Source organism: Ideonella sp. (assembly GCF_041287625.1).
GTDB lineage: Bacteria > Pseudomonadota > Gammaproteobacteria > Burkholderiales > Burkholderiaceae_C > Ideonella.
Genome location: NZ_JBGGNH010000071.1, coordinates 122203 through 148733, shown reverse-complemented (window position 1 = coordinate 148733; position 26531 = coordinate 122203). Strand labels below are relative to the sequence as shown.

The following is a 26531-nucleotide window of genomic DNA, read 5'->3' as shown; positions in this document are numbered from 1 at the left end:
TTGTAGCGCTGGCGGCCGACGCTGTTCTCGGCCTGGCCCATCAGCCAGGCCATGGCGGCGCGGAAGTCGCCGGCCTTGCTTTCCTTCTGCTTCTCGCCTTCGCCGCGCTTGACCAGCGCGTCGTCGCCGAGCAGGCCCTTGAACTCGCGGCCAGCAATGGCCAGGGCCTCGTAGTCGGCGCCGTGCACGAAGTCGGGTGTGATGACGCTGGACTTGATGTTGCCGTGGTGGCGGCGGCTGATGCGCAGCAGGTGCTTGTCGGTGCGCTGGTCGAACACCGCCTCGACCTCGGCGTCATGCAGCGCCGCCTTCAGGGCGGTGGCGCTGGCTTCGGCCTGGGCCATGTCGTCCAGGTCCAGCGTCAGGCCGTCGCTGATCGCGCGCAGCGCCTCGACATCCATCCAGGCCGAGAGGCGGTCGATCACGTTGGTGGCCTGCACGTAGTGGCGGGCCAGGCTCTCCAGCTCGGGGCCGCGGATCGCCGGCTTGCTGTCGCCCGGCTCGATCTGCGCGCCGTCCAGCGCCACGCGCAGCAGGTAGGCGTCGAGTTCGGTGCCGTCTTTCAGGTACTGCTCGGCCTTGCCGTGCTTAACCTTGTACAGCGGCGGCTGCGCAATGTAGATGTGGCCACGCTCGACCAGGTCGGGCATCTGGCGGTAGAAGAAGGTCAGCAGCAGCGTGCGGATGTGGGCGCCGTCGACGTCCGCGTCGGTCATGATGATGATGCGGTGGTAGCGCAGCTTGTCGGGGTTGAAGTCGTCCCCGCCCATGCCCTTGCCGATGCCGGTGCCCAGCGCCGTGATCAGCGTCAGGATTTCGTTCGAGCTCAGCAGCTTTTCGTAGCGCGCTTTTTCGACGTTCAGGATCTTGCCGCGCAGCGGCAGGATGGCCTGGAACTTCCGGTCGCGGCCCTGCTTGGCGGAGCCGCCGGCGGAGTCGCCCTCGACGATGTAGATCTCGCACAGCGCCGGGTCTTTTTCCTGGCAGTCGGCCAGCTTGCCGGGCAGGCCCATGCCGTCCAGCACGCCCTTGCGGCGGGTCATTTCGCGGGCCTTGCGGGCGGCTTCGCGGGCGCGCGCGGCGTCGACGATCTTGCTGCAGATGGTCTTGGCGTCGTTCGGGTTCTCGAGCAGCCAGTCGGTCAAGAGGCGGCTGACGATGTCTTCGACCGGGGCGCGCACCTCGCTGGAGACCAGCTTGTCCTTGGTCTGGCTGGAGAACTTGGGCTCGGGCACCTTGACCGAGACCACGCAGGCCAGGCCTTCGCGCATGTCGTCACCGCTGACTTCGACCTTGGCCTTCTTGGCCAGCTCGTTGTCGACGATGTACTTGTTGAGCACGCGGGTCATCGCGGCGCGCAGGCCGGTCAGGTGCGTGCCGCCATCGCGCTGCGGGATGTTGTTGGTGAAGCAGAGCACGTTCTCGCTGAACGAGTCGTTCCACTGCATCGCGACTTCGACGCCGACGTTGGTGCCCTGGTCGCTGGTCTTGTCGCCCACGGCGTGGAAGATGTTCGGGTGCAGGGTTTTCTTGCCCTTGTTGACGAACTCGACAAAGCCCTTGACGCCGCCGGCGTAGGCGAAGTTGTCTTCCTTGTTGTTGCGCTCGTCGACCAGGCGGATCTTCACGCCGTTGTTCAGGAACGAGAGCTCGCGCAGGCGCTTGGCCAGGATCTCGTAATGGAACTCGTTGTTCTGCTGGAAGATCTCGGTGTCCGGCAGGAAGTGCACCTCGGTGCCGCGCTTCTCGGTGTCGCCGGTGATGCGCATCGGGCTGGTGGCAAAGCCGTCGCGCATCTCGATCTGCGGGTCCTGCGGCACGCCCTGCTTGAACTCGATGAAGTGCATCTTGCCGTCGCGGCGCACGGTGAGGCGCAGCCACTTGGACAGGCCGTTGACGCAAGACACGCCCACGCCGTGCAGGCGGCCGGAGACCTTGTACGAGTTCTGGTTGAATTTGCCGCCGGCGTGCAGCTCGGTCAGCGCAATTTCTGCGGCCGAGCGCTTGGGCTCGTGCTTGTCGTCCATCTTGACGCCGGTCGGGATGCCGCGGCCGTTGTCGACCACCGAGATCGAGTTGTCGGTGTGGATGGTGACGACGATGTCGTCGCAGTAGCCGGCCAGCGCTTCGTCGATGGAGTTGTCCACGACTTCGAACACCAGGTGGTGCAGGCCGGTGCCGTCGGAGGTGTCGCCGATGTACATGCCGGGGCGCTTGCGCACGGCTTCCAGGCCTTCGAGGATCTGGATCGAATCGGAGCCATAGCCGCCCGAATCCATCGCACCGGTGGCCATGGCCTGGCCCTCGGCCGACGGCACGCTGCCCTGCCTCACGCCGTCGTCGGCAGGCTTGTCCTGGGGGGCTTTTTTCGGGTCGCTCATGGCATTTTTCTCTACGCGGAGGGCTGCCAGGCTAGGTGCCTGCGACCCCCTCAGAAACAGGTTGCGGGCCGAAGGGCCCGCGGGTGTCGAATCGGTTCGCCGCCGCGCGGCGGCCTCAGATCCTCATCGGCATCACGACGTACTTGAAGCCTTCCTGCTCCGGGACGGTGATGAGTGCTGCGGAGCTGCCGTCGTGCATCTCCAGCCGCACCATTTCCTGGCCCATGTTGGACAGCGCGTCCATCAGGTAGGTGACGTTGAAGCCGACCTCGATGGTCGGGCCGTCGTAGTCGATCTCCAGCTCTTCCTTGGCCTCTTCCTGCTCGGCGTTGCTGGAGGCGATCTTCAGCGCGCCGGGCTCGATGTTCAGGCGCACGCCCTTGAACTTCTCGCTGGTCAGGATGGCGGCACGCTGCAGGCTGGACAGCAGCGGCTGGCGGCCCAGCGTGATGATGTTCTTGTGGTTCTTCGGGATCACGCGGTTGTAGTCGGGGTACTTGCCCTCGACCAGCTTGGTGACGAACTCCATGCCCGAAAACGAGAACTTGGCCTGGTTGCCGGCAAAGCGCATCTCGATCATGGCGTCGCCTTCCTCGGTGGTGCTCTTGTCGTCCTTCAACAGGCGCATCAGCTCCAGCACCGTCTTGCGCGGCAGGATGACCTCTTGCTTGGGCAGGTCGACTTCCAGCTGCGCGGCGGCCAGCGCCAGGCGGCTGCCGTCGGTCGCGACCAGGGTCAGCGCCTTGCCTTCGGCGACAAACAGGATGCCGTTCAGGTAGTAGCGGATGTCATGCACCGCCATCGCGAAGTGCACCTGGTCGATCAGGCCCTTGAGCACCTTCTGCGGCACGCTGAAGGCCGGGCCGAAGTCGGCCGCCTCGTTGACCAGCGGGAAGTCTTCGGCCGGCAGGCTTTGCAGCGTGAAGCGGCTCTTGCCGCCCTGCAGCGTCAGCTTGCTGCCGCTGGCGCTCAGCGAGACGATCTGGTCGCCCGGCATCGAGCGCAGGATGTCGATCAGCTTGCGCGCGCCGACGGTGGTGCTGAAGTTGCCGGGGTCGCCGCCCAGCGTGGCCGTGGTGCGCACCTGGATCTCCAGGTCGCTGGTGGTCAGCTCGATCTGATCCCCGGTCTTGCGCACCAGCACGTTGGCCAGGATGGGCAAGGTGTGCCGCCGCTCGACGATGCCGGCCACCGCCTGCAATGCGCCCAGCAGTTGTTGTTGTGCGGCTTTCAGAACAATCATTGGATCCCCGTGTGAACGCGCTGACCGCGCATTTTCGCTTGTTTTTTCAACGATTTAGCCGGACAGCTACCGAGACGCCTCATAACGCTGCCGCGCGTGCCCCACGAGGCCGGCGCCGGGCCGCCCCAAGGCGGCCGAGTACCCGCCCGGCGGGTGGGCTTGCGTTTCGCAAGACCGGGTGCCCCACTCATCCCTTAAGAGTCTGTTCGAGCACGTGCAATTGCTGGTTCAGCTCGGTGTTCTTCTGGCGCTCGCCGCCGATCTTGCGCACCGCATGCAGCACGGTGGTGTGGTCGCGGCCGCCGAAGAGTTCGCCGATCTCGGGCAGGCTCTTCTGGGTCAGTTCCTTGGCCAGGTACATCGCGATCTGGCGCGGCCGGGCAATGCTGGCCGGGCGCTTCTTCGAGTACATGTCGGCGATCTTGATCTTGTAGAAATCGGCGACGGTCTTCTGGATGTTCTCCACCGAGATCTGCCGGTTCTGGATCGACAGCAGGTCCTTCAGCGCCTCGCGCGCCAGGTGGATGGTGATGTCCTTGTGCGAGAACTTGGCGTAAGCCAGCACCTTGCGCAGCGCGCCCTCGAGCTCGCGAACATTGGCGCGCACGTTCTTGGCGACGAAAAACGCCACGTCTTCCGGCATCGGTGCGCCTTCCAGCCGCGACTTGGCCAGCAGGATGGCGACTCGCATTTCCAGTTCCGGCGGCTCGATGGCCACGGTCAGCCCGGAATCGAAGCGGCTGGTCAGACGCTCGTCAATGTCCACCAGTCCCTTGGGATAGGTGTCGCTGGTCATGATGATGTGCGCGCGCTTGGCCAGCAGCGCCTCGAAGGCGTTGAAGAACTCCTCCTGGGTGCGCTCCTTGCCGGCGAAGAACTGCACGTCGTCGATCAGCAGCAGGTCCAGCTGGTGGTACTTGGCCTTCAGGTCGTCGAAGGTCTTGCGCTGGTAGTTCTTCACCACGTCGGAGATGAACTGCTCGGCGTGCAGGTACAAAACGCGGGCATTCGGGTTGTCGCGCAGCAGCGCATTGCCCACCGAGTGCACTAGGTGGGTCTTGCCCAGGCCCACGCCGCCGTAGATGAACAGCGGGTTGTACATTGCGCCCGGCGCGCCGGCCACATGCAGCGCAGCGGTGCGGGCCATCTGGTTGGCCCGGCCGGCGACCAGGGTGTCGAAAGTCAGCACCGGGTTCAGCCGGCTGCGGCTGGCGGCCGGTGGCGGCTGGAGCGTGCCGGGGCGCGGCGGCAGCGGTGCGGCGCCGCTGGTGTCGCCCGGCATGCGCAGTGCGGCGGTGCTGCCGTGGGCCTGGCCGGGCTCGCCCTGTTGCCCGGTCTGACCTGCTTGCCGCTGCGCCTGCTGCTCGGACTCTGCATTGGCCTGGGCTTGCGCCAGCGCAGCCTGGGCCAGGCGCACAGCGGCAGCGGCATCGCTGACTGCATGGCTGTGGAAGCTGTGGCCGGACGGGCCTGCGCCGTTGGCCTGGCCGGCCGGCGGCGCGGCAGCAGCCGGCGCACCGCCGCCGATCAGCGCGCGATGCAGCACCTCGGCGGCGCTGTGCGGCCGGCTGGGCAGCGGACGCGGCATGGTGCCGGCGGGGGAGGCGTCGCGCGGCGACAGTGAAAGCTCCAGCCGCACCGGCTTGCCGGCCAGCTCGCTGAGGACGCTCTCGATCCGGGCGCTGTATTGCGAGCGGATCCAGTCCAGCTTGAAGCGGTTCGGGACACGCAGCGAGGCCACGGCCCCGGCCTCACCGGCATCGCTGATGTCGGCGGGCGGCAAAGGCCGGATCCAGGTGGAAAACTGTTGTTCGGGCAGTTCGGTCGCGAGTCGGTCGCAACCGCGCTGCCAGAGGTCAATGCTCATGTGGACAAGTTCTTATCGAGCGGCTGGATTCTACGCATTCCCCGCCAGTCGCCAAGCACGGTTATCCACAGTTTTTCGCGCGAGGTCAATCCCTGTTGATGCGCGGTAAGGGTCGTCGCCCAGGTGGGGCTTCCTGCGGCCATGTTTGACGGCGGGTCCAGGTTTTGATTTAATGCTAGGTTTCCCGAACGACAGGACTGCGCTTGCAGGGCTGCTTGCCGGGTGAGAGGCGGGGGCTTTTTGGAGTGCCGGTTTTCCACCACGAGCCAGTCTGCATGAGCCGCTGAAAGTGTCGGGGGGTGTGTCTGATGTGTGGGCTTGTTGCCTGCAGCTCGGGCCACCCGGCAGCGCCAGACAGTCCGCCCCTCCGACCGCCTTCCAACATAGGTAGAACACCATGAAGCGCACTTATCAGCCTTCCAAGGTCCGCCGCGCACGCACGCACGGTTTCCTCGTCCGCATGAAGACCCGTGGCGGCCGCGCCGTGGTCAACGCGCGCCGCGCGAAGGGCCGCAAGAAGCTGTCGCAGGTCTAAGCCGCGCACCATGATCGGCCGCATCTTGCGCTCGGCCGATTTTCAGCGCGTGCTGGCTGCGCCGCAGCGTTCGCGAAGTGCTCACTTCGCCGTTCACTACGTCGCCAGCGGGCCTTCGACTGCACGGCGGCCGGCCGCCAAAGCCGCGCCGCTCGCTTGCGAACCGGTTGCCCCGCAGTTGTCACCAGAGTTATCCACAGGTGGCGCCCCGCAAGGCCCGTTGCTTGTGGATGAGTCACTGCCTGCAGCCCATGAACCGCCTCCCGCGGGCCATTGGCTGGGTCTGGTGGTGCCCAAGCGGCATGCCAAGCGGGCGGTGACACGCAACCTGATCAAGCGCCAACTGCGTGCCGCGATGCTGCATCACATGGCCAGCCTGCCGGCCGGCCTGTGGGTGGTGCGCCTGCGTGCGCCGTTCGACCGGCAGCAGTTCCTCAGCCCGGCATCCGAAGCCCTGCGCGAGTGTGCACACGACGAGATCGCCGTGTTGCTGACCCGCGCGGCGCGCTCACCGCTGCCGGCCACGCCGCGCCCGCCCTCGCCGCCGGGCGCCCGGGGCCGTGGCCGCGCTGCGGCCGGCTGAGCCGCCAGCGCATGGTCGGCGTCGAGTCCGGGCTTGTTTTGTTGCGGTCGGACACCATCTGTGCGGCCGTGAGCTTGCCTGTTGCCGACGCTTCGCCGCCATTGCCGTCCCCTGTTCGGGGCTGGCGCGCATGGCCGCGTCGTGTGTTGTCCTGGCCTGTGCGGGGCTACCGGCTGCTGCTGAGTCCCTGGCTGGGCAGCAGCTGCCGCTTTGAGCCCACCTGCTCGCGCTACGCGCTGGATGCGCTCGCGCGCCACGGCGCCGCGGCCGGCAGCTACCTCACCGCTGCGCGCCTGTTGCGCTGTCACCCGGCCTGTGCCGGCGGCTGCGATCCGGTGCCGGCCGAGCGGCCGCGCCTGTTCCGCCATCTGTTCGCCGAGGCCAGCGGCCCCGGTGCCGATCCTTCTCCTGTCGCCAAGACACCTTCCGGGCCTTCCTCATGACCGATATGCGCCGAACCCTTTTGTGGGTGGTGTTCACGATGTCGCTCGTCCTGCTTTGGGACGGGTGGAACAAGCACAACGGCCATCCCACGCTGTTTGGCGCCCCGGTGGCCGAGTCCAGCGCGGCCTCGGCTGCCAGCGCGGCGCCGTCCGCTGCAGGCGTGCCCGCGGTGGCTGGCGCGGCTGGCGTGCCCGGCACGACCAGCCCGGCCGCACCGGCGGTCAGCGAGCAGTTCACCGTCAAGACCGACGTGCTGAACGTGACGCTGGACACCCGCGGCGGTGACATCGTCCGGGTCGAGCTGCCGAAATACAAGGACGATGCCGATCCCACCCAGCCGGTCGCAGTGCTGGACAACGCCGGCCACCATTACGTGGCCCAGACCGGCGTGATCGGCCCGAATGGCGCGCAACTGCCGACGCACCTGACGCTGATGAGCGTCGCGCCGGGCGAGCGCACGCTGAAGGACGGCCAGGACAGCCTGTCGGTGCGCTTCGAGTCGCCGGACGTCGGCGGCCTGAAGCTGGTCAAGACCTACACCTTGCGGCGTGGCGAATACACGATGGGCGTGAAGCACGAGCTGATCAACGTCGGCAGCACGCCGCTGCAGCCGCAGCTCTACCTGCAGTTGCAGCGCGACAGCGTGGCACCGGCAGGTGGCTCGTCCTTCTACAGCACCTTCACCGGCCCGGCCGTCTACACGGCAGAGAAGAAGTTCCAGAAGATCGACTTCAAGTCGCTGGACAAGCACGAGGCCGGCGATTCGCCGTTGCATGTCCAGCACGCCGATGACGGCTGGGTCGGCATGGTGCAGCATTATTTCGCCAGCGCCTGGCTGGTGAAGGACGGCAGCCCGCGCGACTTCCGCAGCGCCAAGCTGCCGAACGGCCTCTACACCGTTTCGATGCTGCAGCCGGTGGGCGAGCTGGCGCCGGGCGCCACCAAGACCAGCGACGCAACGCTGTTTGTCGGCCCGCAGGAGGAAAACAAGCTCGAAGCGCTGGCGCCGGGCCTGGAGCTGGTGAAGGACTATGGCTGGCTGACGGTGCTGTCCAAGCCGCTGTTCTGGGTGCTGGTCAACCTGCACAAGATGATCGGCAACTGGGGCTGGTCCATCATCGGCCTGGTGGTGCTGCTGAAGATCGCTTTCTTCTGGCTGAACGCCAAGGCCTATGCCTCGATGGCCAAGATGAAGGCGGTCAATCCGCGCATCCAGGAAATGCGCGAGCGCATGAAGGACAAGCCGCAGGAAATGCAGCAGGAGATGATGCGCATCTACCGCGAGGAGAAGATCAACCCGCTGGGCGGCTGCCTGCCGATCTTCATCCAGATGCCGTTTTTCATCGCGCTGTACTGGGTGCTGCTGTCGTCGGTGGAAATGCGCGGTGCGCCGTGGCTGGGCTGGATCCATGACCTGTCGGCCAAGGACCCGTTCTACATCCTGCCGCTGCTGATGACCGCGTCCAGCCTGCTGCAGGTGGCGCTGAACCCGGCACCGGCCGACCCGATGCAGGCCAAGATGATGTGGATCATGCCGCTGGCCTTCAGCTTCATGTTCTTCTTCTTCCCGGCCGGCCTGGTGCTGTACTGGGTGACGAACAACCTGTTGTCCATTGCCCAGCAGTACGTGATCAACAAGCGGCTGGGTGTCGCCTGACGGCCATTCCCTGAACCCTTGCACGACGCCCCGGCAAGCCTCTGGCTGCCGGGGCGTCGTGGTTTCCACTGATCGAAATCCGCTTGTGGTGTGCCGATATGGCAGTTGCGGGGCGGGTTTGCGGCTTGCTGCAACCTGGGACCGACCGGGCGCCATTTGCGTGTGCCGGCCGGTCCCCTCCGCGCCAAACCTCGCCGCTTGCGGGCATCGCCGACAATCCGGCCATGTCATCGCTAGGCCGCCATCACGACCCCATCGTCGCCATTGCCACTGCGCCCGGGCGCGGTGCTGTCGGCATCGTGCGCGCCTCGGGCAAGCAGCTGCAGCCGCTGGTTGACGCGCTGATCGGCGCGCCGCTGAAGCCGCGCCAGGCGCACTATGGTCCGTTTCGCGATGCCGCCGGCCAGCCGATCGACCACGGCCTGGCGCTGTTTTTCCCAGCGCCGAACAGCTACACCGGCGAAGCCGTGCTGGAGCTGCAGGCGCACGGCGGCCCGGTGGTGCTGCAACTGCTGCTGGCCCGCTGCCTGGAGGCGGGCGCCGGCATCGGCCTGCGCCTGGCCGAGCCGGGCGAGTTCACCGAACGTGCCTTCCTGAACGACAAGCTGGACCTGGCCCAGGCCGAAGCCGTGGCCGACCTGATCGATGCCAGCACCGAGGCCGCGGCGCGCTCGGCCAGCCGCTCGCTGGGCGGCGCGTTTTCCGCTGAAGTGGAAGGGCTGGCCGAGCGCATCGTGAACCTGCGCATGCTGGTGGAGGCCACGCTGGACTTCCCGGAAGAGGAAATCGACTTCCTGGAGAAGGCCGATGCGCGCGGCAAGCTGGCTGCGATCCGCGCAGCGGTGGACGCGGTGGCCGCCCGCGCGCGCCAGGGCGCGCTGCTGCGCGAGGGCCTGCGCGTGGTACTGGCCGGCCAGCCCAATGTCGGCAAGAGCTCGCTGCTGAACGCGCTGGCTGGCGCCGAGCTGGCCATCGTCACTCCCATTGCCGGCACCACGCGCGACCGCGTCAGCGAGACCATCCAGATCGAAGGCGTGCCGCTGCACATCACCGACACCGCTGGCCTGCGCGACGATGATGAAGCCGGCGACGAGGTCGAGCGCATCGGCATGGCCCGCAGCTGGGAGTCCATCCACAGCGCCGACGCCATCGTTTTCCTGCACGACCTGACGCGCTTGAATGACGCCGATTACCAGGCCGCCGACGCCCGCATCGCGCAACGCCTGGCGACGGCCGACCCCGTGCGGCTGCTGCAGGTCTTCAACAAGGCCGACACAGGGAGGGCGGCTGACAGCGATGGCCGCCTGCTGATCTCTGCCCGCACCGGTGCCGGCCTCGAAGCGCTGCGCCAGGAGCTGCTCAAGCGCGCCGGCTGGCAAGTCGCGCCGGAAGGTGTGTTCATCGCCCGCAGCCGCCATGTGCAGGCACTCAAGCAGACGGCCGAGCACCTGGCCTGGGCGGCCGCGCATGCCAGTCAGGCGGACCAGGCCCTGGACCTGTTCGCCGAGGAGCTGCGGCTGGCCCACCTGGCGCTGCAAAGCATCACCGGCCGCTTCAGCGCCGACGACTTGCTGGGCGAGATCTTCAGCCGCTTCTGCATCGGCAAGTGACTGCGGCTCAAGCCGGGGCGACGGGTCTGCCGAAGCCGCTGGTCGGCAGCTCGCCGCCGTGGTCGAACATCAGCGTGCGCTCGGGCCAGCGCAGTGCCGTCAGCGGCGTGGTGTGGCCGACGGGTTGGCCGTGGCGGCGTTCGTGGAACCGGCCGCCGGCCGAGAAGTCCACGCAAAACACATTGCCGTGCGCACCATGCCAGGCCTCGGGCGCGATGCCGGCGAACAGCTGCGGTTCGGCCTTGGCGTGGGGCGACGAAGCCGGGTATTGCACCCGGCGCCAGAAGTGGCCCACCACGACAGGCACCGGCTCCTGGTAGTGATCCCACCAGGCCACGCGTTCGACAAAACGCCACTGCCCGCCGGCAAAGAAAGTGGTCTTGCCGGGTTGCTCCAGGCCCGAGGTCAGCACCCGCAGCGGGTTGCCCATCTGCCGGCCCACTTCGTAACGCGCCACGCCCGGCAGCAGTGGCACGCTGCTGCGCGGGTTGGCCAGCGCTGCGGCCCAACTGCTGCGTTCGGCCTGGCTGGCCGCGAACTGTCCACCGTCGGCCAGCTGGCGCTCGGTGGTGGCTTCCCAATGGTCGAACAGCGCGTGCAGCTGCGGCGCGGGCGTGGGCAGCTGGCGCAGCGCCTGGATGGACGGCGCGTGCCAGGCCGCATGCACCACGCGCAGGTCCGGCCGCTCCAGTGCAAAGGGCTGCTGCATCAGGAAACGCAGCAGCGCCTGCCGCTGGTCGCCAGGCAGGCGCACGTAAGGCTCGTACTTGCGGTCGCGTTCGGCGTCCTGGCGCCAGAACCAGTCATTGCCGTCCTTGCGTTCGCCGCGCAGCAGGTTCAACTCGTGGTTGCCCAGCACCAGCTGGCCGTTGCCTGCTTCGACGATGCCACGCACCCGCGCGAAGACCCGTGGCGTGTCCGGCCCGCGGTCGCACAGGTCGCCGACGAACACCAGCCGCCGCCGCTGTGCATGCCGGCCCAGGGCGTCGTAACCCAGCCGGGCCAGCAATTGGTCCAGCGCGTCGGCTTCGCCATGCACGTCGCCGATGATGTCCAGTGGGCCCTGGGCCAGTGCTTGCAGCATGACGGTCTCGACGGTTCCCCGGGGTGGTGGGCTCGGCTCGTTAAAGCGGTACCTGGATCGGCGCGGCGATGAACGATGCGAGCATCGTGCCTGCACGCTTGGCGATGCTGACGACCTGTTTTGGCGCTCGAAGGACGAGCGGCGCCACCGCGGCGATGAATGCCCACTTTGGGGGATTGTTACAGTCACGGCCCCGATTCGATAATCCAACATTGCCAATCAATGGGTTGCCGCACTTGGGTGCGGGCCCGTGGCAAGCAGTTCCAGGAGAAAAACAATGCCAAGCGTGCTGGTGCAGGCCATTCAGTCCTTGAATGCAGACGATGCATTCAGGCCACGCTTTGACGACAAGCAGTGGGCGCTGTTTGAAAGTTACCTGCAGCAGCACAAGCTGCGCGCCGGTGACCTTTTGATCCGCCACCGCGACATGGACCGCAACATGTACCTGCTGGAAAGCGGCACGCTGCAGGTCTACGTACCGGACGCCGGGCCGGCGCGGCGCGCGGTCGCCATCCTGCGCTCTGGTGCAGTGGTCGGCGAGCCCAGCATGTTCGGCGAAACCCCGCGCATGGCCCAGGTCGAGGCGATGTCGCCCGCCACCGTGTGGGTGCTGACACGCCCGCGTTTCGAGGAATTGCTGACGCGCCAGGGCGACATGGGCATCGAGCTGCTGCGCTCGATTGGTGCGGTGATGTCCGAACGCATGCGCGCCAACCTGGACCGCGGCCTGCCGCTCGCCTGAGCGACTGTCGCCCCATTCGCGCCGCGGAGCCGGCGCCGGGCCGCCCCAAGCCGGCGCAGCCAACCCGCTCGGCGGGTGGTGCTTCGTACCCGAAGCACCGGGTGCGCCAGGCCTAGTGCCCTGAAAAGTCGACGAGCGTGAACAGCGGCAAGCCAGCATCGCGCAGCTTGTCTGACCCGCCCAGTTCCGGCAGATCAACGATGGCTGCGCCTTCGATCACCGTCGCGCCCAGCCGCTCCAGCAGCCGCTTGCCTGCCATCATCGTGCCGCCGGTGGCGATCAGGTCGTCGATCAGCAGCACGCGGTCGCCAGGCTTCACGGCATCGGTATGCACCTCGACCGTGGCGCTGCCGTATTCCAGTTCGTAGGTCTCTTCGACCGTGGTGAACGGCAGCTTGCCCTTCTTGCGGATTGGCACGAAGCCGACGTTCAGTTCGTAGGCCAGCACCGAGCCGATGATGAAGCCGCGTGCGTCCAGCCCGGCGATGACGTCCGGCCGGGTGTCGAAATAGCGGTGCACGAACTGGTCGATCAGCACCCTGAACACCCGCGGGTTCTGCAGCAGCGGCGTGATGTCGCGGAACTGCACGCCCGGTGCCGGCCAGTCCGGCACGGTGCGGATGTGCTCGCGGATGTAGTCGCTCGGGCGGTCGGTGAGCAGGGCGGGGGCGATGGTCATGAGGCGGTTCGGGCTGCTTGCGCGGCCGGAGATTGTGCCTCCTGAGGAAACGCCGGGCCGTCCCAAGTTTCCTCAACCCCCACGGGGGGCGGGCTGGGCACAGCCCGGCCCTGGGGGCGCTCTCACCCATCAGCCTTCCAGCAGCTTGGCCTCTGCCAGCGCCAGCGCCTCGCTCTGGCCGGACAGCACCAGCGTGTCACCTGGCGCCAGCAGCAACGTGTCGGCCGGCGCCATCACGTGGCCATTGGCCCGCCGCACCGAGACCACCTGTACCTCCAGTTCGCCCAGCGCCTGCGCGTGCAGCGTCTGGCCGACACAGGCCGCGCCGGCGGGCAGGCTGACCGAGCGCAGCCTCGCGGCCTGGTTTTCCAGCCCCGGGTTGTCGTCGGCGCCGTGGAAGTAGCCGCGCAGCAGGCTGTAGCGCGCGTCCCGCGCGTCGCGCGCCAGGCGGATCACCCGGCGCATCGGCACGCCCACCAGCACCAGCGCATGGCTGGCCAGCATCAGCGAACCTTCGACCGCCTCGGGCACGACCTCGGTGGCACCGGCAGCGCGCAGCTTTTCCAGGTCGGAGTCGTCGATGGTGCGCACGACCACCGGCACGTGCGGCGCATGCCGGCGCACCAGGCCCAGGATCTTCAGCGCCGACGGCGTGTCCGGGTAGCTGATGACCACCGCCGCCGCGCGCGACAGGCCGGCCGCCATCAGGCTTTGCAGCCGCGCGGCGTCGCCAAAGACCACGCTTTGCCCGGCCGCGGCCGCCTGGCGCACGCGGTCAGGGTCCAGGTCCAGCGCCATGTACGGAATCGTCTCCTGCTCCAGCAGGCGAGAGAGGTTCTGCCCGCTGCGGCCGAAGCCGCAGATGATCACGTGCTGCTCGTTGCGGATCGCCTTCTTGGCAATCGTCGTCAGCTGCACCGACTGCATCAGCCAGTCGCTGGCGGCCAGCCACATCACGATGCGGTTGCTGTACATCACGATGAATGGCGTGGCCAGCATCGACAGCACCATCGAGGCCAGCACCGGGCTGATCCAGCGCGGGTTGATCAGGTGCTGCTCGGCGCCCAGGCTCAGCAGCACAAAGCCGAACTCGCCGGCCTGCGCGAGGTACAGCCCCGTGCGGATGGCCACGCCCGGTGCCGCGCGAAAAGCCCAGGCGAGTCCGGCCACCAGCGCGGCCTTCGCGACCACCGGCATCATCGTCAGCAGCAGCACCAGGAACCATTCGTCCCACACCGGCCGCCAGTCCAGCTTCATGCCGATGGTGATGAAAAACAGGCCGAGCAGCACGTCGTGGAAGGGCCGGATGTCGGTCTCGACCTGATGCTTGTATTCGGTCTCTGCCACCAGCATGCCGGCGACAAACGCGCCCAGCGCCAGCGACAGCCCGGCGTGTTCGGTCATCCAGGCCAGGCCGAGCGTGACCAGCAGCAAGTTCAGCACGAACAGCTCTTCGCTTTTCTGCCGTGCCACCAGCGTCAGCCACCAGCGCATGAAACGCTGGCCGCCGACCAGCAGCACCGTCAGCAGCGCAATCGCCTTCAGCAGCGCAATGCCCAGCGCCATGGCCATCTCGCCGCCAGGCGAGCCCAGCGCGGGAATCAGCACCAGCAGCGGCACGACGGCCAAGTCCTGGAACAGCAACACGCCCATCACGCGCCGGCCGTGTTCGCTTTCCAGCTCCAGCCGCTCGGCCAGCAGCTTGACGACGATGGCGGTGGACGACATCGCCATCGCGCCACCCAGCGCGATGGCACCGGCCCAGCCCAGCTCCCAGCCCACGCTGGTGAACGAGAACAGCCAGGCCAGCACCAGGTTGCCGGCGACCGCGCCGAGGATGGTCAGCATCACCTGGCTCAGGCCCAGGCCGAAGACCAGCGTGCGCATGCTGCGCAGCTTGGGCAGGTTGAATTCCAGCCCGATCACGAACATCAGGAACACCACGCCAAACTCGGCCAGGTATTTCACCGCCGCCGAATCCTTGGCCAGCGACAAGGCGTTCGGCCCGATCAGCACGCCCACCGCCAGGTAGCCCAACATGGGCGGCAGCTTGACCAGCCGGCAGGCGACCACGCCGACCACCGCAGCGAGGAGATAAAGCAGAACCAGCTCGAGGGTGGATGCCATGCAGCGGGGGACCGTTCGTCGACCTAAAATCGGCCCATTCTGAACCAGACCACTGCTTTGAACGCCACCTCACCCTTCGATGCCGAGCGCGCGCTTTCCCTGGCCCGCGAGACCCTGACGATCGAAGCCGACGCCTTGCTGGCGCTGCGCGGGCAGATCGACGGCGCCTTCGTGCAAGCCATGCAGGCCATGCTGGACACCCGGCACCGGGTGATCGTGATGGGCATGGGCAAGAGCGGGCACGTCGGCCGCAAGATCGCCGCCACACTGGCCTCCACCGGTACGCCGGCGTTTTTCGTGCACCCGGGCGAGGCCAGCCATGGCGACCTGGGCATGGTCACGCCGGGCGACGTGGTGATCGCGATCTCCAATTCCGGTGAGAGCGACGAGCTCAACGCCATCCTGCCGCCGATGCGCCGGCTCGGCATCACGCTGGTCGCGATGACCGGCCGGCCCGAGTCCTCGCTGGCCCGGCATGCCGACTTCGTGCTGAACACGGCGGTGCAGAAAGAAGCCTGCCCGCTCAACCTCGCACCCACCGCCAGCACCATCGCGCAGATGGCAATGGGCGACGCGCTGGCCGTGGCGCTGCTGGACGCCCGCGGTTTCCGCGAAGACGACTTCGCCCGCTCGCACCCGGGCGGCGCGCTGGGCCGCAAGCTGCTGATGCACGTGCGCGACCTGATGCGTGGCGGCGAGCAGGTGCCGCGTGTGCCGGCCGATGCCAGCTTCAGCGCCACCATGCGCGAGATGACCAGCAAGGGCCTGGGCGCGACGGCGGTGGTCGACGGCGACAAGGTGCTGGGCATCTTCACCGACGGCGACCTGCGCCGCATGATCGAAACCGGTGCCGACCTGCGCGCAATGAAGGCACACCAGGTCATGCACCCGCACCCCAAGCTGGTCCGCGACGACGCCCTGGCAGTCGAAGCGGCCGACCTGATGGAGCAGCACCGCATCACCAGCGTGCTGGTCGTGGACGCCGCCGGCCACCTGGTCGGCGCGCTGAACACCAACGACCTGCTGCGCGCGAAGGTGATCTGACGATGGCAAAACCTGCTGCTGCCGCGCTGTCCTTCCCGCCCGAGCTGCTGCTGCGCGCCCAAGGCAGCGGCCTGGGCCTGAAGGCCGCGATCTTCGACGTCGACGGCTGCCTGACCGATGGCCGCATCTACATCGGCGAAAGCGGCGAGCAGTTCAAGGCCTTCTCCACGCTGGACGGCCAGGGGCTGAAGCTGCTGGTGCAAGGCGGCATCGTGCCGCTGATCGTCACCGGGCGGGATTCCCCGGCCGTGCGCCGCCGCGTGGCCGACCTGGGCCTGCAGCATGCGCTCTATGGTGTGCACGACAAACTCGCCGCGGCGGGCCCGCTGCTGGCCTCGCTGGGCCTGGACTGGGCCGACGTGGCCGCGATGGGCGACGACTGGCCGGACTTGCCGCTGATGCAGCGCGCCGCCTTTGCCTGTGCCCCGGCCAACGCCCATGCCGAGGCGAAGGCGCTGGCGCAGCACGTCACCGTGGCCGGGGGTGGCCATGGCGCTGCCCGGGAGTTCTGCGACCTGATGCTGATGGCCAACGGCCGTTACGCCAGCCTGTTGCACGGGCACCTGACGACGCTGGACGGCGCCTGAGCCCGCCGCGCGCATGAGTCCACAGCTGCATTTGCCTGACCTGCCCGAGGTGCCCGTGGCATTGGGGCACGAGAAAACGCCGCCGTCTGACCAGGCGAGCGCTGCCGACATCCGCGCCAGCTGGCGCCAGCGCATCGGCAGCCTGCTGGGCACCGCCATTCCGCTGCTGATCATGACCTTGCTGGCGCTGGGCACCTGGTGGCTGGTGAAGAACTCGCCGCAGCCGCCTGGCGAGCAGGTGCGTTCTGCCCCCGCCCATGTGCCGGACTACCGGCTGGAACGCTTCACGCTGCAGCAATACGACCCCAGCGGCCGGCTCAAGGTGCAGATCCAGGGCGAACACCTGCGCCACTATCCGGACACCGACGAGGTCGAGATCGACACGGTGCACGTCGAAGGCTACGACCCCGACGGCCGCGTGACCCGCGCCACCGCGCGCGAGGCGATTGCCGCCGGTGACGGCTCGGTCGTGCAGCTGATCGGTGGCGCGCATGTCATCAGCACCGGCAACACCGGCGAAACCATCGACTTCGTCGGCGAACACCTGCTGGCTGATTTCAAGGCCCACGTGGTGCGCTCCGAGCGGCCGGTGCAGGTGCGCCAGGGCCGTAGCGAATTCACGGCGGACGCAATGGTCTACGACGAAGCCAGCAGCATCTTGACGCTGACCGGCCCGGCCCGCGCTGTGATGACGCCGGACCGGAGCAAGAAGTGAGTGCGCTGAAACCCCTGGTGTTCATCACCGGTGCCTCCAGCGGCATTGGCCAGGCGCTGGCGCTGCGCTACCGCGCAGCCGGCTGGCGCGTGGCGCTGGTGGCGCGGCGCGCCGAAGTGCTGCAGGCCTGGGCGCTGCAGCAAGGCTGGGCGGCAGGGGACTTTCATGTCTACGCGGCCGATGTGCAGCAGGTCGACAGCATCGTCGCGGCCGGCCAGCGCTGCATGGCCGATGCGGGCCTGCCCGAGGTCGTGATCGCCAATGCCGGCATCAGCATCGGCATGGACAGCACGGTGCGCGAGGACCTGGCGGTGATGCAGGAGACCTTCGCGACCAACAATGTCGGGCTCGCCGCCACCTTCCATCCGTTTCTCGCGGCCATGCAGGCCGAGCGTCGCGGCACGCTGGTGGGCATTGCGAGTGTCACCGCCATCAGGGGTTTGCCAGGGCACGGCGCTTATTGCGCCAGCAAGGCCGCGGTGGTGGCTTATTGCGAGAGTCTGCGGGGGGAATGCCGGCCGCATGGCGTGCGGGTCGTGACACTGCTGCCCGGTTATATCCAAACGCCGCTCACGGCATCGAATACCTATCCGATGCCTTTCCTGCTGACCCCCGAAACCTTTGCGGACCGAGCCTTCCGGGCCATCGAGGCCGGCACCAGCTACCGCGTGATCCCATGGCAAATGGGCATCGTGGCCAAGCTCTTGCGCCTGTTGCCCAACCCGGTTTTCGACCGCTTGCTGGCCGGCCGCGGCCGCAAGAAGCGACGCGGCGACGGCTGAGAGCCGTCAGGCACGGGCCGACAGGCCGAAAACTGGAGACGAAAAAAACGCAGCCGTGAGGCTGCGTTTTCTTGAGGCGCAAAGTTCGCGCAAACTTGGTTGCAAACCCTCTGGATCAAATCACCAGCAGGGCCTGCTGAGCTTTGGCTCAGTAGCCGCCGCGGCCACCGCCGCCGCCGCCACCACTGCGGCCGCCGCCGCCGTAGGGGCTACGGCCACCGCCGCCGCCACCACCGCCGTAGCCGCCACCACCGCCGCCGCCACCGCCGTAGGGGCTGCGACCACCGCCGCCGCCGCCGCCGCCAGCGCCGCCGCCGTAGCCGCCACCACCGCTGCGGCTACCACCGCCGCCGCCGCCGCCGAAGCCGCCCGGACGCTCTTCGCGCGGACGAGCTTCGTTCACGACGATGGCACGGCCTTCCAGAGGCTGGCCGTTCATGCCGTTCACGGCGGCTTGGGCTTCGGCGTCCGAGCCCATTTCCACGAAGCCGAAGCCCTTGGAACGGCCGGTTTCGCGGTCCATCATGACCTTGGCGGACGTGACCGTGCCAAATTCACCAAACGCTTGTTGCAGAGAGTCGTCGCGCACGCTGTAAGCGAGGTTGCCGACATAAAGCTTGTTTCCCATGGGGAACGCTCCTATCAATCACAAAAAGACCATGTGGAGCTTCAACCCAGCGTGAACCATCAAGCGAAGGTGCCGCGTCCATACACAGCAAACACGAGGCAGCAAAAGCAAGCTGCCCCAGCCCATTATGGGACTATTTTTGCGTTCGCGGCAAAAGCTTGCTTGTCAATTTGTCGTTTTTCTGCGCTGCATCTGCAGTGCAGACCATGGAAGCGCCCATTGGTACCACCTGCACAGGCCCTGATGGTCCATGTGGCGCGGTCGCCAGGCATGCGAGACTCGGCCGGTGTTTTCCATGGATCGCGGCGATGCCTGAAGAATTGCAGCCTGCCAGCGCTTGCCGCATTGCCTGCCTGGTGCCCAGCCTGACGCTGCTGCTGGTGCGCTTGGGCCTGGGGCCCTGGCTGGTCGCGAGAACCGGATTCTGCATCCATCCGGCCGACGCCGTGCGGGAAGTTTCGAAAGTCGGTGGTACCAAGGACGTGAACATGGCCAAGCTGCAGCGGCTCGCGCCGACCCACGTGCTGGTCAATGTCGACGAAAACCGGCTTGACACCGTGCAGGCGCTGCGTGAATGGCGCACTGCCAGCGGCGTGCCGCTGCAGCTCGTCGTCACCCATCCCTGCGGTCCGGCTGACCATCCAGCCCTGCTGAACCAACTCGAAGCAGCGTTTGGCGAACTGCCCGGCGTGGCCCAGGCGTTCGCCGCAGAGCGCATTGCTTTTGCCGCCGCCTGGCAGGACAGCCTGGCATCGCAGGCGGCGCGCGAGGACGTGTTGTGCTTGATCTGGCGCGCGCCGTGGATGTCGGTGGCACGCGACACCTACATCAGCCAATTGCTGGCGCATGCCGGGCTGATGACCCTGCCGGCTTCTCAGGGTGGTGCCAGTGGCGCGGCGCGCTACCCGGTGCTGCAGGGCGACGAGCCCTGGCTGGCCGATGTGCGCTGGGTGCTGCTGCCCAGCGAACCCTACCGCTTCGAAGCGGCCGATGTGCAGGCCGTGCGCCGGCTCTGCCCGCGCGCCGAATGCCTGGCGGTGGACGGCGAGGCGCTGTCCTGGCATGGCGGCATGGCCATCGAAGGCTTGCAACTGGTGCGGCAACTGGCCAACCGCATCCTCAATCGACAGGCCCTGGAAAACACCTGAAATGGACCTGCTCAAACCGCTGATCGCGCTGCTGGCGATCGTCAACCCGATCGGCGTCGTGCCGTTTTTCATCCACTTCACGCAAGGGCTGACGCCAGAGGAGCGCCGCCGCACGCTGCGCACGACCTCGCTGACGGCGTTTCTCGTCGTCTCCATCAGCGGCCTGGCCGGCCTGAAGATCATCGAGTTCTTCGGCATCTCGGTGGCCTCGTTTCAGGTCGGCGGCGGCGTGCTGCTGCTGATCTCGGCCATCAACATGCTGAATGCCCAGCCTGGCGACACCCGGCCCAAGGACGTGCAGGAAGGCCGGGCCAAGGCTGAGAGCGGCGCCTCCATCGCCGTCGTGCCGCTTGGCGTGCCACTGCTGACCGGCCCGGCCACCATTTCCACGATGGTCATCTACGCCGAGAAGACCCGCACCTTCTGGGAGCACGCGGTGCTGGTCGGCTACGGCGTGGTGATTGGCGTGGCGACCTACCTGGCGTTTTCCGCCTCCGGCCGCATCGCCCGCGCGCTGGGCCAGACCGGCATTGACGTGATGACGCGGCTGATGGGCCTGATCCTCGCCGCCATGGCGGTCGAGCTGCTGGCTGACGGGCTGCTCAAGCTGTTCCCGGTGCTGGGCTCGCACCTGGCGAACTGAGCCATGCCCGAGATCCTGCTGCTGGAAGACGACCCGGCGATTGCCGCCACGGTGGTGTTTGCGCTGCAACGCGAAGGCTTCAGCGTGCGTCATCACCTGCTGCTGAGCGAGGCCAGGCGCGACGCAGCAGTCTGCCGCCCGCAGGCAGCCGTGCTGGACGTCGGCCTGCCGGACGGCCACGGCATGGACCTCTGCCGCCACTGGCGCCAGGGCGAGGACGCTGCTTTGCGCGTGCTGCCGGTGTTGATGCTGACCGCGCGCGCAGAAGAGATGGACCGCGTGCTGGCGCTGGAGACCGGCGCCGACGACTACCTCACCAAGCCCTTCAGCCCACGTGAGCTGGTCGCCCGGCTGCGCGCATTGCTGCGCCGCGCGAGTTTCGCGGCACCGACGCCGCAGGCTGGCGGCCTGTTCGAGCTGGACGAAGCCGGCCAGCGCGTGCGCTATGCCGGCCAGCCATTGCCACTGACGCGGCTGGAATACCGGCTGCTGGCCGTGCTGCTGCAGGCGCCCGGCCGCATCCTGTCGCGCGAATGGCTGCTGGACGCCGCATGGGGCCAGCAGAGCGAAGCGACCGACCGCACGGTCGACACCCACATCAAGACCCTGCGCGCCAAGCTGCGCGACTGCCGGCCGGACCTGGAGCCCATCACCACGCACCGCGGCCTGGGCTACGCGCTGGAGCTGCCGCCGTCGGCGGCGCGCTGAGCCCATGCGTCTCGGCCTGCGCCTGCTGGGCGGTTTCCTGTTGATCAGCGGCCTGGCCGCATTCTTCGTGCTGCGCGTGTTCCTGGCCGAAATCAAGCCCAGCGTGCGCGAGGTGATGGAAGACATCCTGGTCGACAGTGCGAACCTGCTGGCCGAGTCCGCCGCCGATGACCTGGCCGTGCTGCCGCCCGGCGGTACGCTGGCCGGCAGCGCGTTTGCGCGCCAGGTGCAGGCCTACGCCGGACGGCCGGTGGACGCCAAGATCTGGGGCCTGGACAAGCGCAGCCTGGACTTTCGCGTCTACGTGACCGATGCCGCCGGCCGCGTGGTGTTCGACTCTGCGCCCACGCCGGCCACCGGCGCCGATTACTCGCGCTGGCGCGACGTCTCGCGCACGCTGCGCGGCGAATACGGCGCCCGCGCCACGCGCGAGGTGCAGGCGGACGACCGCACATCGGTGATGTACGTGGCCGCACCGGTGCAGCGCGATGGCAAGCTGCTGGGCGTGCTGACGGTCGGCAAGCCGATGGCCACGGTGCAGCCCTTCATCGACCGCGCCGAGCAAAAGATCTTCTGGGCCGGCGTGTGGTTGCTGGGCCTGTCGCTGGCCATCGGCCTGCTGGTCACCTGGTGGGCGGTGCATTCAGTGCGGCGGCTGCGCGGCTATGCGCTGTCGGTCGGCACGCACGACACGGCCACCGCGCCGCGCCCGCCGGACCTGCCGGGCGAACTCGGCGAGCTGGCGCAGGCCATGGACCGCATGCGCCTGAGGCTGGAAGGCCGCGAGCAGCTGGCCCATGACGTGCGCGCGCTGACGCACGAACTCAAGAGCCCGCTGACGGCGATCCAGGGCGCGGCCGAGCTGCTGGGTGACGAACTGCCCGCGTCGGACCGCCAACGCTTCGCGCTGCAGATCGACGAGCAGGTCGACCGCCTGCGCGAGCTGGTGGACAGCGCGCTGGAACTCTCCAAGCTTGAAAGCCGGCAGGGGCCAGCGCACCGCGAGGCCGTGGACCTGGTCGCGCTCACCGAGCAGGTCTTGGCCCAGCACCAGGCCAGCCTGGGCCAGGCCGGGCTGCAGGTTCAATGGCTGAGCCAGGAGCGAGCGACTTTGCAGGGTGACGCCCAGGCGCTGTCGCTGGCACTGTCCAACCTGGTAGCCAACGCCTGCCGGCACGGCGAGGCTGGCGGTGTGGGCGGTCTGCTGGAACTGAGCGTACAGCGCGAGGGCCGCGAGCTGCGCTGGTCGCTGCGCGACCACGGCGCCGGCGTGCCGGCCTACGCGCTGCCGCAGCTGGGCCAGCGCTTCTTTGCGACCGTCAGCCCGCGCGACGGCCGCAAGGGCAGCGGGCTGGGCCTGGCCATCGTCGGGCAGGTCATGGCCTTGCACGGCGGCCGCTGGCAGGCCGAGAACTGCCAGCCTGGCTTGCGCATCACGCTGCGCTTTCCGTTGTAGCCCCGCTTCACCTTCGCTTCACACAGCCCACGCTGGCCTCACCTGCTTGCGGGAAGCTGCTGCCCATCGCATTCAAACGAACGAGAGGGCAGGCGAGATGAAATACCAATTGCTGGGCAAGGGGCTGGCCGTGGGCGGCTTTGCCGTGATGTTGTCGCTGGTGCTCACGCGCATCAGCTTCCTGGTCGACGAGCGCGCCGCGCGCCAGCAGGACGCCGTGCGCAGCGTGCAGCAGTCCCAGGCCGGGGCGCAGACGCTGGTCGGCCCGCTGCTGCAGCGCGCCTGCAGCGAGGAGTGGAACAGCGAGACCGGCGAGGGCAAGGAGCGCAAGCGCGTCGTCGAGCGGCGCGACTTCACGCTGCAGGCCGCACCGGCGGAACTGACGGTCGACAGCAGCCTGCGCAGCGAGCCGCGCTACCGCGGCCTGTTCAAGGTCAACGGTTACGCCGGCCATTTCAAGCTGGACGCGCAATGGGCCTCGGCGGACGCGATGAAGCCGCGCGCCGAACACGCGGACAGCCGGCTGCAGTGCCGGCCCGCGGTGCTGTGGCTGGGCCTGAGCGACGTGCGCGGCGTGCGCGAGGCCAGCGCCACCGTGGCTGGCAAGCCGCGGTCGGTCAAGCCTGGCACGCCGACCGGTGAGCTCGCGCAAGGCTTCCACGTCGAGCTGCCGGAAGACTGGCCTGCGGCGGCGGACAGCGCTGCGCTGGCTGCGCACGTCGAGCTGGAACTGGTGGGCACCGCGCGCCTGGCGCTGGTGCCGGTGGGCGAGGCCACGCGCTGGGTCATGAAGTCCGATTGGCCGCACCCGTCGTTTGGCGGGCGCTTCCTGCCGACCGCGCGCGACATCACCGACCAGGGCTTCGACGCGACCTGGCAGGTCTCGGCGCTGGCCTCGGCCGCGCCGCGGCAGGTGCTGGCCGGCGCGAAGCTGTGCGAACCCGCCGCGGCATCGGCCGAGCCTGGCGATGAAACTGCCTATCCCGCTGCGGTCAGTGCGAATGCGCCTGACTGCCTGGACACCTTGGCCGTCTCGTTCATCGACCCGGTGAACCCGTACGTGCTGAGCGACCGGGCGACCAAGTACGGCCTGCTGTTCGTCGGCCTGACCTTCATCGCGGTGGCGCTGGTCGAGGTGCTGGGCCGCGGCCGGGTGCGGCGCGTGCACCCGATCCAGTACGCGCTGGTCGGCCTGGCGCTGACGCTGTTTTTCCTGCTGCTGCTCAGCCTGTCGGAGCACCTGGCGTTTGGCATCGCCTACGGCATCGCCAGTGCCGCCTGCGTCTCGCTGCTGGGCGTCTACACCGGGCACATGCTGGGCCGCCGGCGCGACGGCATCACCTTCGGTGGCGCGATGGCGCTGCTCTACGGGCTGATGTACGTGCTGCTGCAGCAAGAACAGACGGCGCTGGTCATCGGCTCGGTCGGCCTGTTCGCGGCGGTGGCCAGCGTGATGTGGCTGACGCGTGGCGTGGACTGGTATCGGCTGTTCGACGAGGCGCTCGTGCCAACGCCAACCGCCCCTCGCGCCGCAGCAAAGCCGGCCGCGGCGGCGGAGTGAGCCATGCCCAGCGTGTTGTGGGACATGCTGGCGGCATTGCTGGCCCTGTGCCTGATCGCCTGCCCGCTGATGTTGACATTGAGCCTGGCCGGCCTGTGTCTGCGCTTCACCCGCGAATGGGCCGCCAAGGTGCTGTACCGCGGCGCCTGGGGCGCGATGCTGCTGGCGTTGGTGGCGCTGGCGGCCGCGATGCTGGGCTTTGGCGCCTGGTCACTGGCCGGCTGCGCGATCGACCTGCTGCGCAATGAACGCCGCCGGCCGGGTTCACCAGCGGGCCGGCCGATTGGCGCCGGGTCTACAGTGGGCGCAGGAGACAGATCACACTCATGAGCGACACGACTTACGACGTCATCGTGCTGGGCGCCGGCACCGCCGGCTGCCTGCTGGCCAACCGGCTCTCGGCCGACCCCGATTGCCGGGTGCTGCTGATCGAGGCTGGCGGGCATGACGACTACCTGTGGATCCACATTCCCGTGGGTTACCTGTACTGCATCGGCAACCCGCGCACCGACTGGCTGTACCAGACCGATGCCGACCCCGGCCTGAACGGCCGCCAGCTGCGCTATCCGCGCGGCAAGGTGCTGGGCGGCTGCTCCAGCATCAACGGCATGATCTACATGCGCGGCCAGGCGCGGGACTACGACGGCTGGGCCGAGCTGACCGGCGACCCGGCCTGGCGCTGGGACGAATGCCTGCCGCACTTCCTGCGCCACGAAGACCACTGGCGCGGCGAGGTGCCCGGCCTGCACGCCGCGCCCGGCTTCGATGCACGCGGCCAGCGCAGCGGTGGCGAATGGCGGGTCGAGAAACAGCGCCTGTCCTGGGAGATCCTGGACGCGTTTGCCAAGGCCGCCGAGGAGGCCGGCATTCCGGCGACCGACGACTTCAACCGCGGCGACAACGAAGGCGTGGGCTATTTCGAGGTCAACCAGCGCAGCGGCTTTCGCTGGAACGCGGCCAAGGCCTTTTTGCGGCCGGTGGTGGGGCGGCCGAACCTGCAGGTCTGGACCGGTGCCACCGTGCAGCGCCTGCTGTTCACCCACGACGCCGACGGCGCGCTGCGCGCCAGCGGCGTCGAGATCCTGCCGGTCAACGGCGGCGCGCCGGTGCAGGCGCATTGCCGCGGCGAGCTCGTGCTGGCCTGCGGCGCGGTGGGCTCGCCAGCGGTGCTGCAGCGTTCGGGGCTGGGGCCGGCGGACCTGCTGCAGCGCCTGGGCATCGAGGTGCGCCAGCCGCTGGCGGGCGTGGGCGCCAACCTGCAGGACCATTTGCAGATCCGCGCGGTCTTTGGCGTGAACGGCGTGCGCACGCTCAATACCATGGCCAGCTCCCACTGGGGCAAGGCGCGCATCGGGCTGGAATACCTGTTGCGCCGAAGCGGGCCGATGAGCATGGCGCCGTCGCAGCTTGGCGCCTTCACCCGCTCCGACCCGGGCCAGCGCTGGGCCAACCTGGAGTACCACGTGCAGCCGCTGTCGCTGGACGCCTTCGGCGAGCCGCTGCACCGCCACAACGCCTTCACCGCCAGCGTCTGCAACCTGAACCCGGCTTCGCGCGGCCGGGTGCAGATCACTTCCAAGGACCCGGCTGCAGCGCCATCCATCCTGGCCAACTACCTGTCGGCCGAAGAGGACAGGCGCGTGGCGGCCGACTCGCTGCGCATGACCCGTCGCATCGTGCAGATGCCAGCGTTGGCCCGCTACCAGCCGCAGGAACTGAAGCCCGGCGTGCAGTTTCAGAGCGACGACGAGCTGGCCCGGCTGGCGGGCGACATCGGCACCACGATCTTCCACCCGGTCGGCACCTGCCAGATGGGCCGGGCCGACGATCCCGCCGCGGTGCTGGACAGCCGGCTGCGGGTGCGCGGCGTGCGTGGGCTGCGCGTGGCAGATGCCAGCGTGATGCCGCGCATCACCAGCGGCAACACCAACTCGCCAACGCTGATGATCGCCGAGCGAGCCGCAGCCTGGATCATGGCCGAGCGGCAGGTTGCGCAACGCGAAGGTGCGCAAGCGCAGCCTGCGTCCGTTGTCTGATGACGGGAAGGGTAGGTAAAGGTCCCTACCTGGACCGGGAAAGCCCTGATGCGAAAACCGTACTTGCGCCATTACAGTGCAGGCACTTTCAGCGCAATGCCCTTCTGTGGTGCGCTGCTGAAGGGGGTCCCGAGGAGACAAAACCGGGCCAATAACCAGAACTCATGCCGCCCGCAAGGCTTGCTGATCTGAAGATCAAGCAGGCCGAGCAGAATGAAAATGTGAAAATGCAAGGGCGCCAACGCAAGTTGGCGCCCTTGCGCCATTCTGG

24 protein-coding genes are annotated in these 26531 nt (G+C 68.1%); 17 read left to right on the top strand and 7 right to left on the bottom strand.

What is annotated here, in order from left to right; translation table 11 throughout:
• The 3 genes from ACAH41_RS26975 to dnaA form a co-directional block, all read right to left on the bottom strand.
• The coding region (locus tag ACAH41_RS26975) for a DNA gyrase subunit B (protein ID WP_370538678.1) at positions 1–2381 on the bottom strand (2381 nt) is incomplete at its 3' end.
• A gap of 115 nt (positions 2382–2496) precedes the next feature.
• Positions 2497–3624 (bottom strand): DNA polymerase III subunit beta, encoded by a 1128-nt coding sequence (gene dnaN / locus ACAH41_RS26970; RefSeq protein WP_325652439.1) that lies wholly within the window; start codon positions 3622–3624, stop codon positions 2497–2499.
• 187 nt (positions 3625–3811) lie between these two features.
• Positions 3812–5491 (bottom strand): chromosomal replication initiator protein DnaA, encoded by a 1680-nt coding sequence (dnaA, locus tag ACAH41_RS26965; protein WP_370538677.1) that lies wholly within the window; start codon positions 5489–5491, stop codon positions 3812–3814.
• 397 nt (positions 5492–5888) lie between these two features.
• Here dnaA and rpmH point away from each other — a divergent pair, with 397 nt between their 5' ends.
• The 5 genes from rpmH (at position 5889) to mnmE (ending at position 10320) form a co-directional block, all read left to right on the top strand.
• Positions 5889–6026, top strand: a complete 138-nt coding sequence (rpmH, locus tag ACAH41_RS26960) for a 50S ribosomal protein L34 (RefSeq protein WP_141292009.1) — start codon at positions 5889–5891, stop codon at positions 6024–6026.
• Positions 6027–6036: 10 nt separating this feature from the next.
• Positions 6037–6609 (top strand): ribonuclease P protein component, encoded by a 573-nt coding sequence (gene rnpA, locus ACAH41_RS26955; protein WP_325650146.1) that lies wholly within the window; start codon positions 6037–6039, stop codon positions 6607–6609.
• Between the two features lie 143 nt (positions 6610–6752).
• Positions 6753–7052 carry a membrane protein insertion efficiency factor YidD gene (yidD, locus tag ACAH41_RS26950; RefSeq protein ID WP_325650145.1) on the top strand — a complete coding sequence of 100 codons (300 nt, stop codon included), beginning with the start codon at positions 6753–6755 and terminating at the stop codon, positions 7050–7052.
• Positions 7049–8710 (top strand): membrane protein insertase YidC, encoded by a 1662-nt coding sequence (gene yidC / locus ACAH41_RS26945; protein ID WP_325650144.1) that lies wholly within the window; start codon positions 7049–7051, stop codon positions 8708–8710. The genes yidD and yidC overlap by 4 nt, the downstream gene beginning before the upstream one ends.
• A 224-nt stretch (positions 8711–8934) precedes the next feature.
• Positions 8935–10320, top strand: a complete 1386-nt coding sequence (mnmE, locus tag ACAH41_RS26940; RefSeq protein WP_325650143.1) for a tRNA uridine-5-carboxymethylaminomethyl(34) synthesis GTPase MnmE — start codon at positions 8935–8937, stop codon at positions 10318–10320.
• Positions 10321–10327: 7 nt separating this feature from the next.
• Here mnmE and ACAH41_RS26935 read toward each other — a convergent pair whose 3' ends face one another.
• A complete protein-coding gene (locus ACAH41_RS26935; protein ID WP_325650142.1) occupies positions 10328–11404 on the bottom strand; it encodes a metallophosphoesterase in 1077 nt (358 codons plus the stop codon).
• A gap of 277 nt (positions 11405–11681) precedes the next feature.
• Here ACAH41_RS26935 and ACAH41_RS26930 point away from each other — a divergent pair, with 277 nt between their 5' ends.
• Complete coding sequence (locus ACAH41_RS26930) at positions 11682–12146, top strand: cyclic nucleotide-binding domain-containing protein (RefSeq protein ID WP_325650141.1); 465 nt, start codon at positions 11682–11684, stop codon at positions 12144–12146.
• Positions 12147–12258: 112 nt separating this feature from the next.
• On the opposite strand, the gene ACAH41_RS26925 is transcribed toward ACAH41_RS26930, so the two are convergent.
• Positions 12259–12825, bottom strand: coding sequence for an adenine phosphoribosyltransferase (locus tag ACAH41_RS26925; RefSeq protein WP_325650140.1), 567 nt, complete (start codon positions 12823–12825; stop codon positions 12259–12261).
• Positions 12826–12954: 129 nt separating this feature from the next.
• Entirely contained in the window at positions 12955–14952 is a 1998-nt protein-coding gene (locus ACAH41_RS26920; RefSeq protein ID WP_325650138.1) for a cation:proton antiporter, read from the bottom strand.
• 57 nt (positions 14953–15009) lie between these two features.
• On the opposite strand from ACAH41_RS26920, the gene ACAH41_RS26915 reads away from it, so the two are divergent.
• The 4 genes from ACAH41_RS26915 to ACAH41_RS26900 are packed head-to-tail and all read left to right on the top strand — an operon-like array spanning position 15010 to position 18080.
• Positions 15010–15996: a KpsF/GutQ family sugar-phosphate isomerase gene (locus ACAH41_RS26915; RefSeq protein ID WP_325650137.1), complete on the top strand. Its 987-nt coding sequence runs from the start codon at positions 15010–15012 to the stop codon at positions 15994–15996.
• 2 nt (positions 15997–15998) lie between these two features.
• The gene (locus ACAH41_RS26910; RefSeq protein ID WP_325650136.1) at positions 15999–16583 is read left to right on the top strand and encodes an HAD hydrolase family protein; all 585 of its coding nucleotides are present in this window, start codon (positions 15999–16001) and stop codon (positions 16581–16583) included.
• 13 nt (positions 16584–16596) lie between these two features.
• On the top strand, positions 16597–17298 hold the full coding sequence (gene lptC / locus ACAH41_RS26905; RefSeq protein ID WP_325650135.1) for an LPS export ABC transporter periplasmic protein LptC: 702 nt from the start codon (positions 16597–16599) through the stop codon (positions 17296–17298).
• Positions 17295–18080, top strand: a complete 786-nt coding sequence (locus ACAH41_RS26900; RefSeq protein ID WP_325650134.1) for an SDR family oxidoreductase — start codon at positions 17295–17297, stop codon at positions 18078–18080. The genes lptC and ACAH41_RS26900 overlap by 4 nt, the downstream gene beginning before the upstream one ends.
• A gap of 148 nt (positions 18081–18228) precedes the next feature.
• On the opposite strand, the gene ACAH41_RS26895 is transcribed toward ACAH41_RS26900, so the two are convergent.
• Positions 18229–18708 (bottom strand): RNA-binding protein, encoded by a 480-nt coding sequence (locus ACAH41_RS26895; protein ID WP_325650133.1) that lies wholly within the window; start codon positions 18706–18708, stop codon positions 18229–18231.
• A gap of 308 nt (positions 18709–19016) precedes the next feature.
• On the opposite strand from ACAH41_RS26895, the gene ACAH41_RS26890 reads away from it, so the two are divergent.
• From ACAH41_RS26890 to ACAH41_RS26860, 7 genes are all read left to right on the top strand, one after another.
• Positions 19017–19856: a helical backbone metal receptor gene (locus ACAH41_RS26890; RefSeq protein WP_325650132.1), complete on the top strand. Its 840-nt coding sequence runs from the start codon at positions 19017–19019 to the stop codon at positions 19854–19856.
• A gap of 1 nt (position 19857) precedes the next feature.
• Positions 19858–20499 (top strand): MarC family protein, encoded by a 642-nt coding sequence (locus ACAH41_RS26885; protein WP_325650131.1) that lies wholly within the window; start codon positions 19858–19860, stop codon positions 20497–20499.
• A gap of 3 nt (positions 20500–20502) precedes the next feature.
• Positions 20503–21207 carry a two-component system response regulator CreB gene (gene creB / locus ACAH41_RS26880; protein ID WP_325650129.1) on the top strand — a complete coding sequence of 235 codons (705 nt, stop codon included), beginning with the start codon at positions 20503–20505 and terminating at the stop codon, positions 21205–21207.
• A 4-nt stretch (positions 21208–21211) separates the two neighbouring features.
• Positions 21212–22663, top strand: coding sequence for a two-component system sensor histidine kinase CreC (creC, locus tag ACAH41_RS26875; protein WP_325650128.1), 1452 nt, complete (start codon positions 21212–21214; stop codon positions 22661–22663).
• Between the two features lie 97 nt (positions 22664–22760).
• Complete coding sequence (creD, locus tag ACAH41_RS26870) at positions 22761–24224, top strand: cell envelope integrity protein CreD (RefSeq protein ID WP_325650126.1); 1464 nt, start codon at positions 22761–22763, stop codon at positions 24222–24224.
• A 3-nt stretch (positions 24225–24227) separates the two neighbouring features.
• Positions 24228–24554: a hypothetical protein gene (locus ACAH41_RS26865; RefSeq protein WP_325650124.1), complete on the top strand. Its 327-nt coding sequence runs from the start codon at positions 24228–24230 to the stop codon at positions 24552–24554.
• Positions 24551–26260 carry a GMC family oxidoreductase N-terminal domain-containing protein gene (locus ACAH41_RS26860; RefSeq protein ID WP_325650123.1) on the top strand — a complete coding sequence of 570 codons (1710 nt, stop codon included), beginning with the start codon at positions 24551–24553 and terminating at the stop codon, positions 26258–26260. The genes ACAH41_RS26865 and ACAH41_RS26860 overlap by 4 nt, the downstream gene beginning before the upstream one ends.
• Positions 26261–26531 lie beyond the last annotated feature (271 nt).

Bases quoted from the DNA above. Each gene is read 5' to 3' on its own strand.
- ACAH41_RS26930 (WP_325650141.1), top strand. From the start codon at position 11,682: ATGCCAAGCGTGCTGGTGCAGGCCATTCAGTCCTTGAATGCAGACGAT.
- mnmE (WP_325650143.1), top strand. From the start codon at position 8,935: ATGTCATCGCTAGGCCGCCATCACGACCCCATCGTCGCCATTGCCACT.
- ACAH41_RS26935 (WP_325650142.1), bottom strand. From the start codon at position 11,404: ATGCTGCAAGCACTGGCCCAGGGCCCACTGGACATCATCGGCGACGTG.
- ACAH41_RS26925 (WP_325650140.1), bottom strand. From the start codon at position 12,825: ATGACCATCGCCCCCGCCCTGCTCACCGACCGCCCGAGCGACTACATC.
- rnpA (WP_325650146.1), top strand. From the start codon at position 6,037: ATGATCGGCCGCATCTTGCGCTCGGCCGATTTTCAGCGCGTGCTGGCT.
- ACAH41_RS26885 (WP_325650131.1), top strand. From the start codon at position 19,858: ATGGACCTGCTCAAACCGCTGATCGCGCTGCTGGCGATCGTCAACCCG.
- lptC (WP_325650135.1), top strand. From the start codon at position 16,597: ATGAGTCCACAGCTGCATTTGCCTGACCTGCCCGAGGTGCCCGTGGCA.
- ACAH41_RS26890 (WP_325650132.1), top strand. From the start codon at position 19,017: ATGCCTGAAGAATTGCAGCCTGCCAGCGCTTGCCGCATTGCCTGCCTG.
- creB (WP_325650129.1), top strand. From the start codon at position 20,503: ATGCCCGAGATCCTGCTGCTGGAAGACGACCCGGCGATTGCCGCCACG.
- creD (WP_325650126.1), top strand. From the start codon at position 22,761: ATGAAATACCAATTGCTGGGCAAGGGGCTGGCCGTGGGCGGCTTTGCC.
- yidC (WP_325650144.1), top strand. From the start codon at position 7,049: ATGACCGATATGCGCCGAACCCTTTTGTGGGTGGTGTTCACGATGTCG.
- ACAH41_RS26865 (WP_325650124.1), top strand. From the start codon at position 24,228: ATGCCCAGCGTGTTGTGGGACATGCTGGCGGCATTGCTGGCCCTGTGC.
- ACAH41_RS26910 (WP_325650136.1), top strand. From the start codon at position 15,999: ATGGCAAAACCTGCTGCTGCCGCGCTGTCCTTCCCGCCCGAGCTGCTG.
- dnaN (WP_325652439.1), bottom strand. From the start codon at position 3,624: ATGATTGTTCTGAAAGCCGCACAACAACAACTGCTGGGCGCATTGCAG.
- ACAH41_RS26920 (WP_325650138.1), bottom strand. From the start codon at position 14,952: ATGGCATCCACCCTCGAGCTGGTTCTGCTTTATCTCCTCGCTGCGGTG.
- ACAH41_RS26895 (WP_325650133.1), bottom strand. From the start codon at position 18,708: ATGGGAAACAAGCTTTATGTCGGCAACCTCGCTTACAGCGTGCGCGAC.
- rpmH (WP_141292009.1), top strand. From the start codon at position 5,889: ATGAAGCGCACTTATCAGCCTTCCAAGGTCCGCCGCGCACGCACGCAC.
- ACAH41_RS26860 (WP_325650123.1), top strand. From the start codon at position 24,551: ATGAGCGACACGACTTACGACGTCATCGTGCTGGGCGCCGGCACCGCC.
- dnaA (WP_370538677.1), bottom strand. From the start codon at position 5,491: ATGAGCATTGACCTCTGGCAGCGCGGTTGCGACCGACTCGCGACCGAA.
- creC (WP_325650128.1), top strand. From the start codon at position 21,212: ATGCGTCTCGGCCTGCGCCTGCTGGGCGGTTTCCTGTTGATCAGCGGC.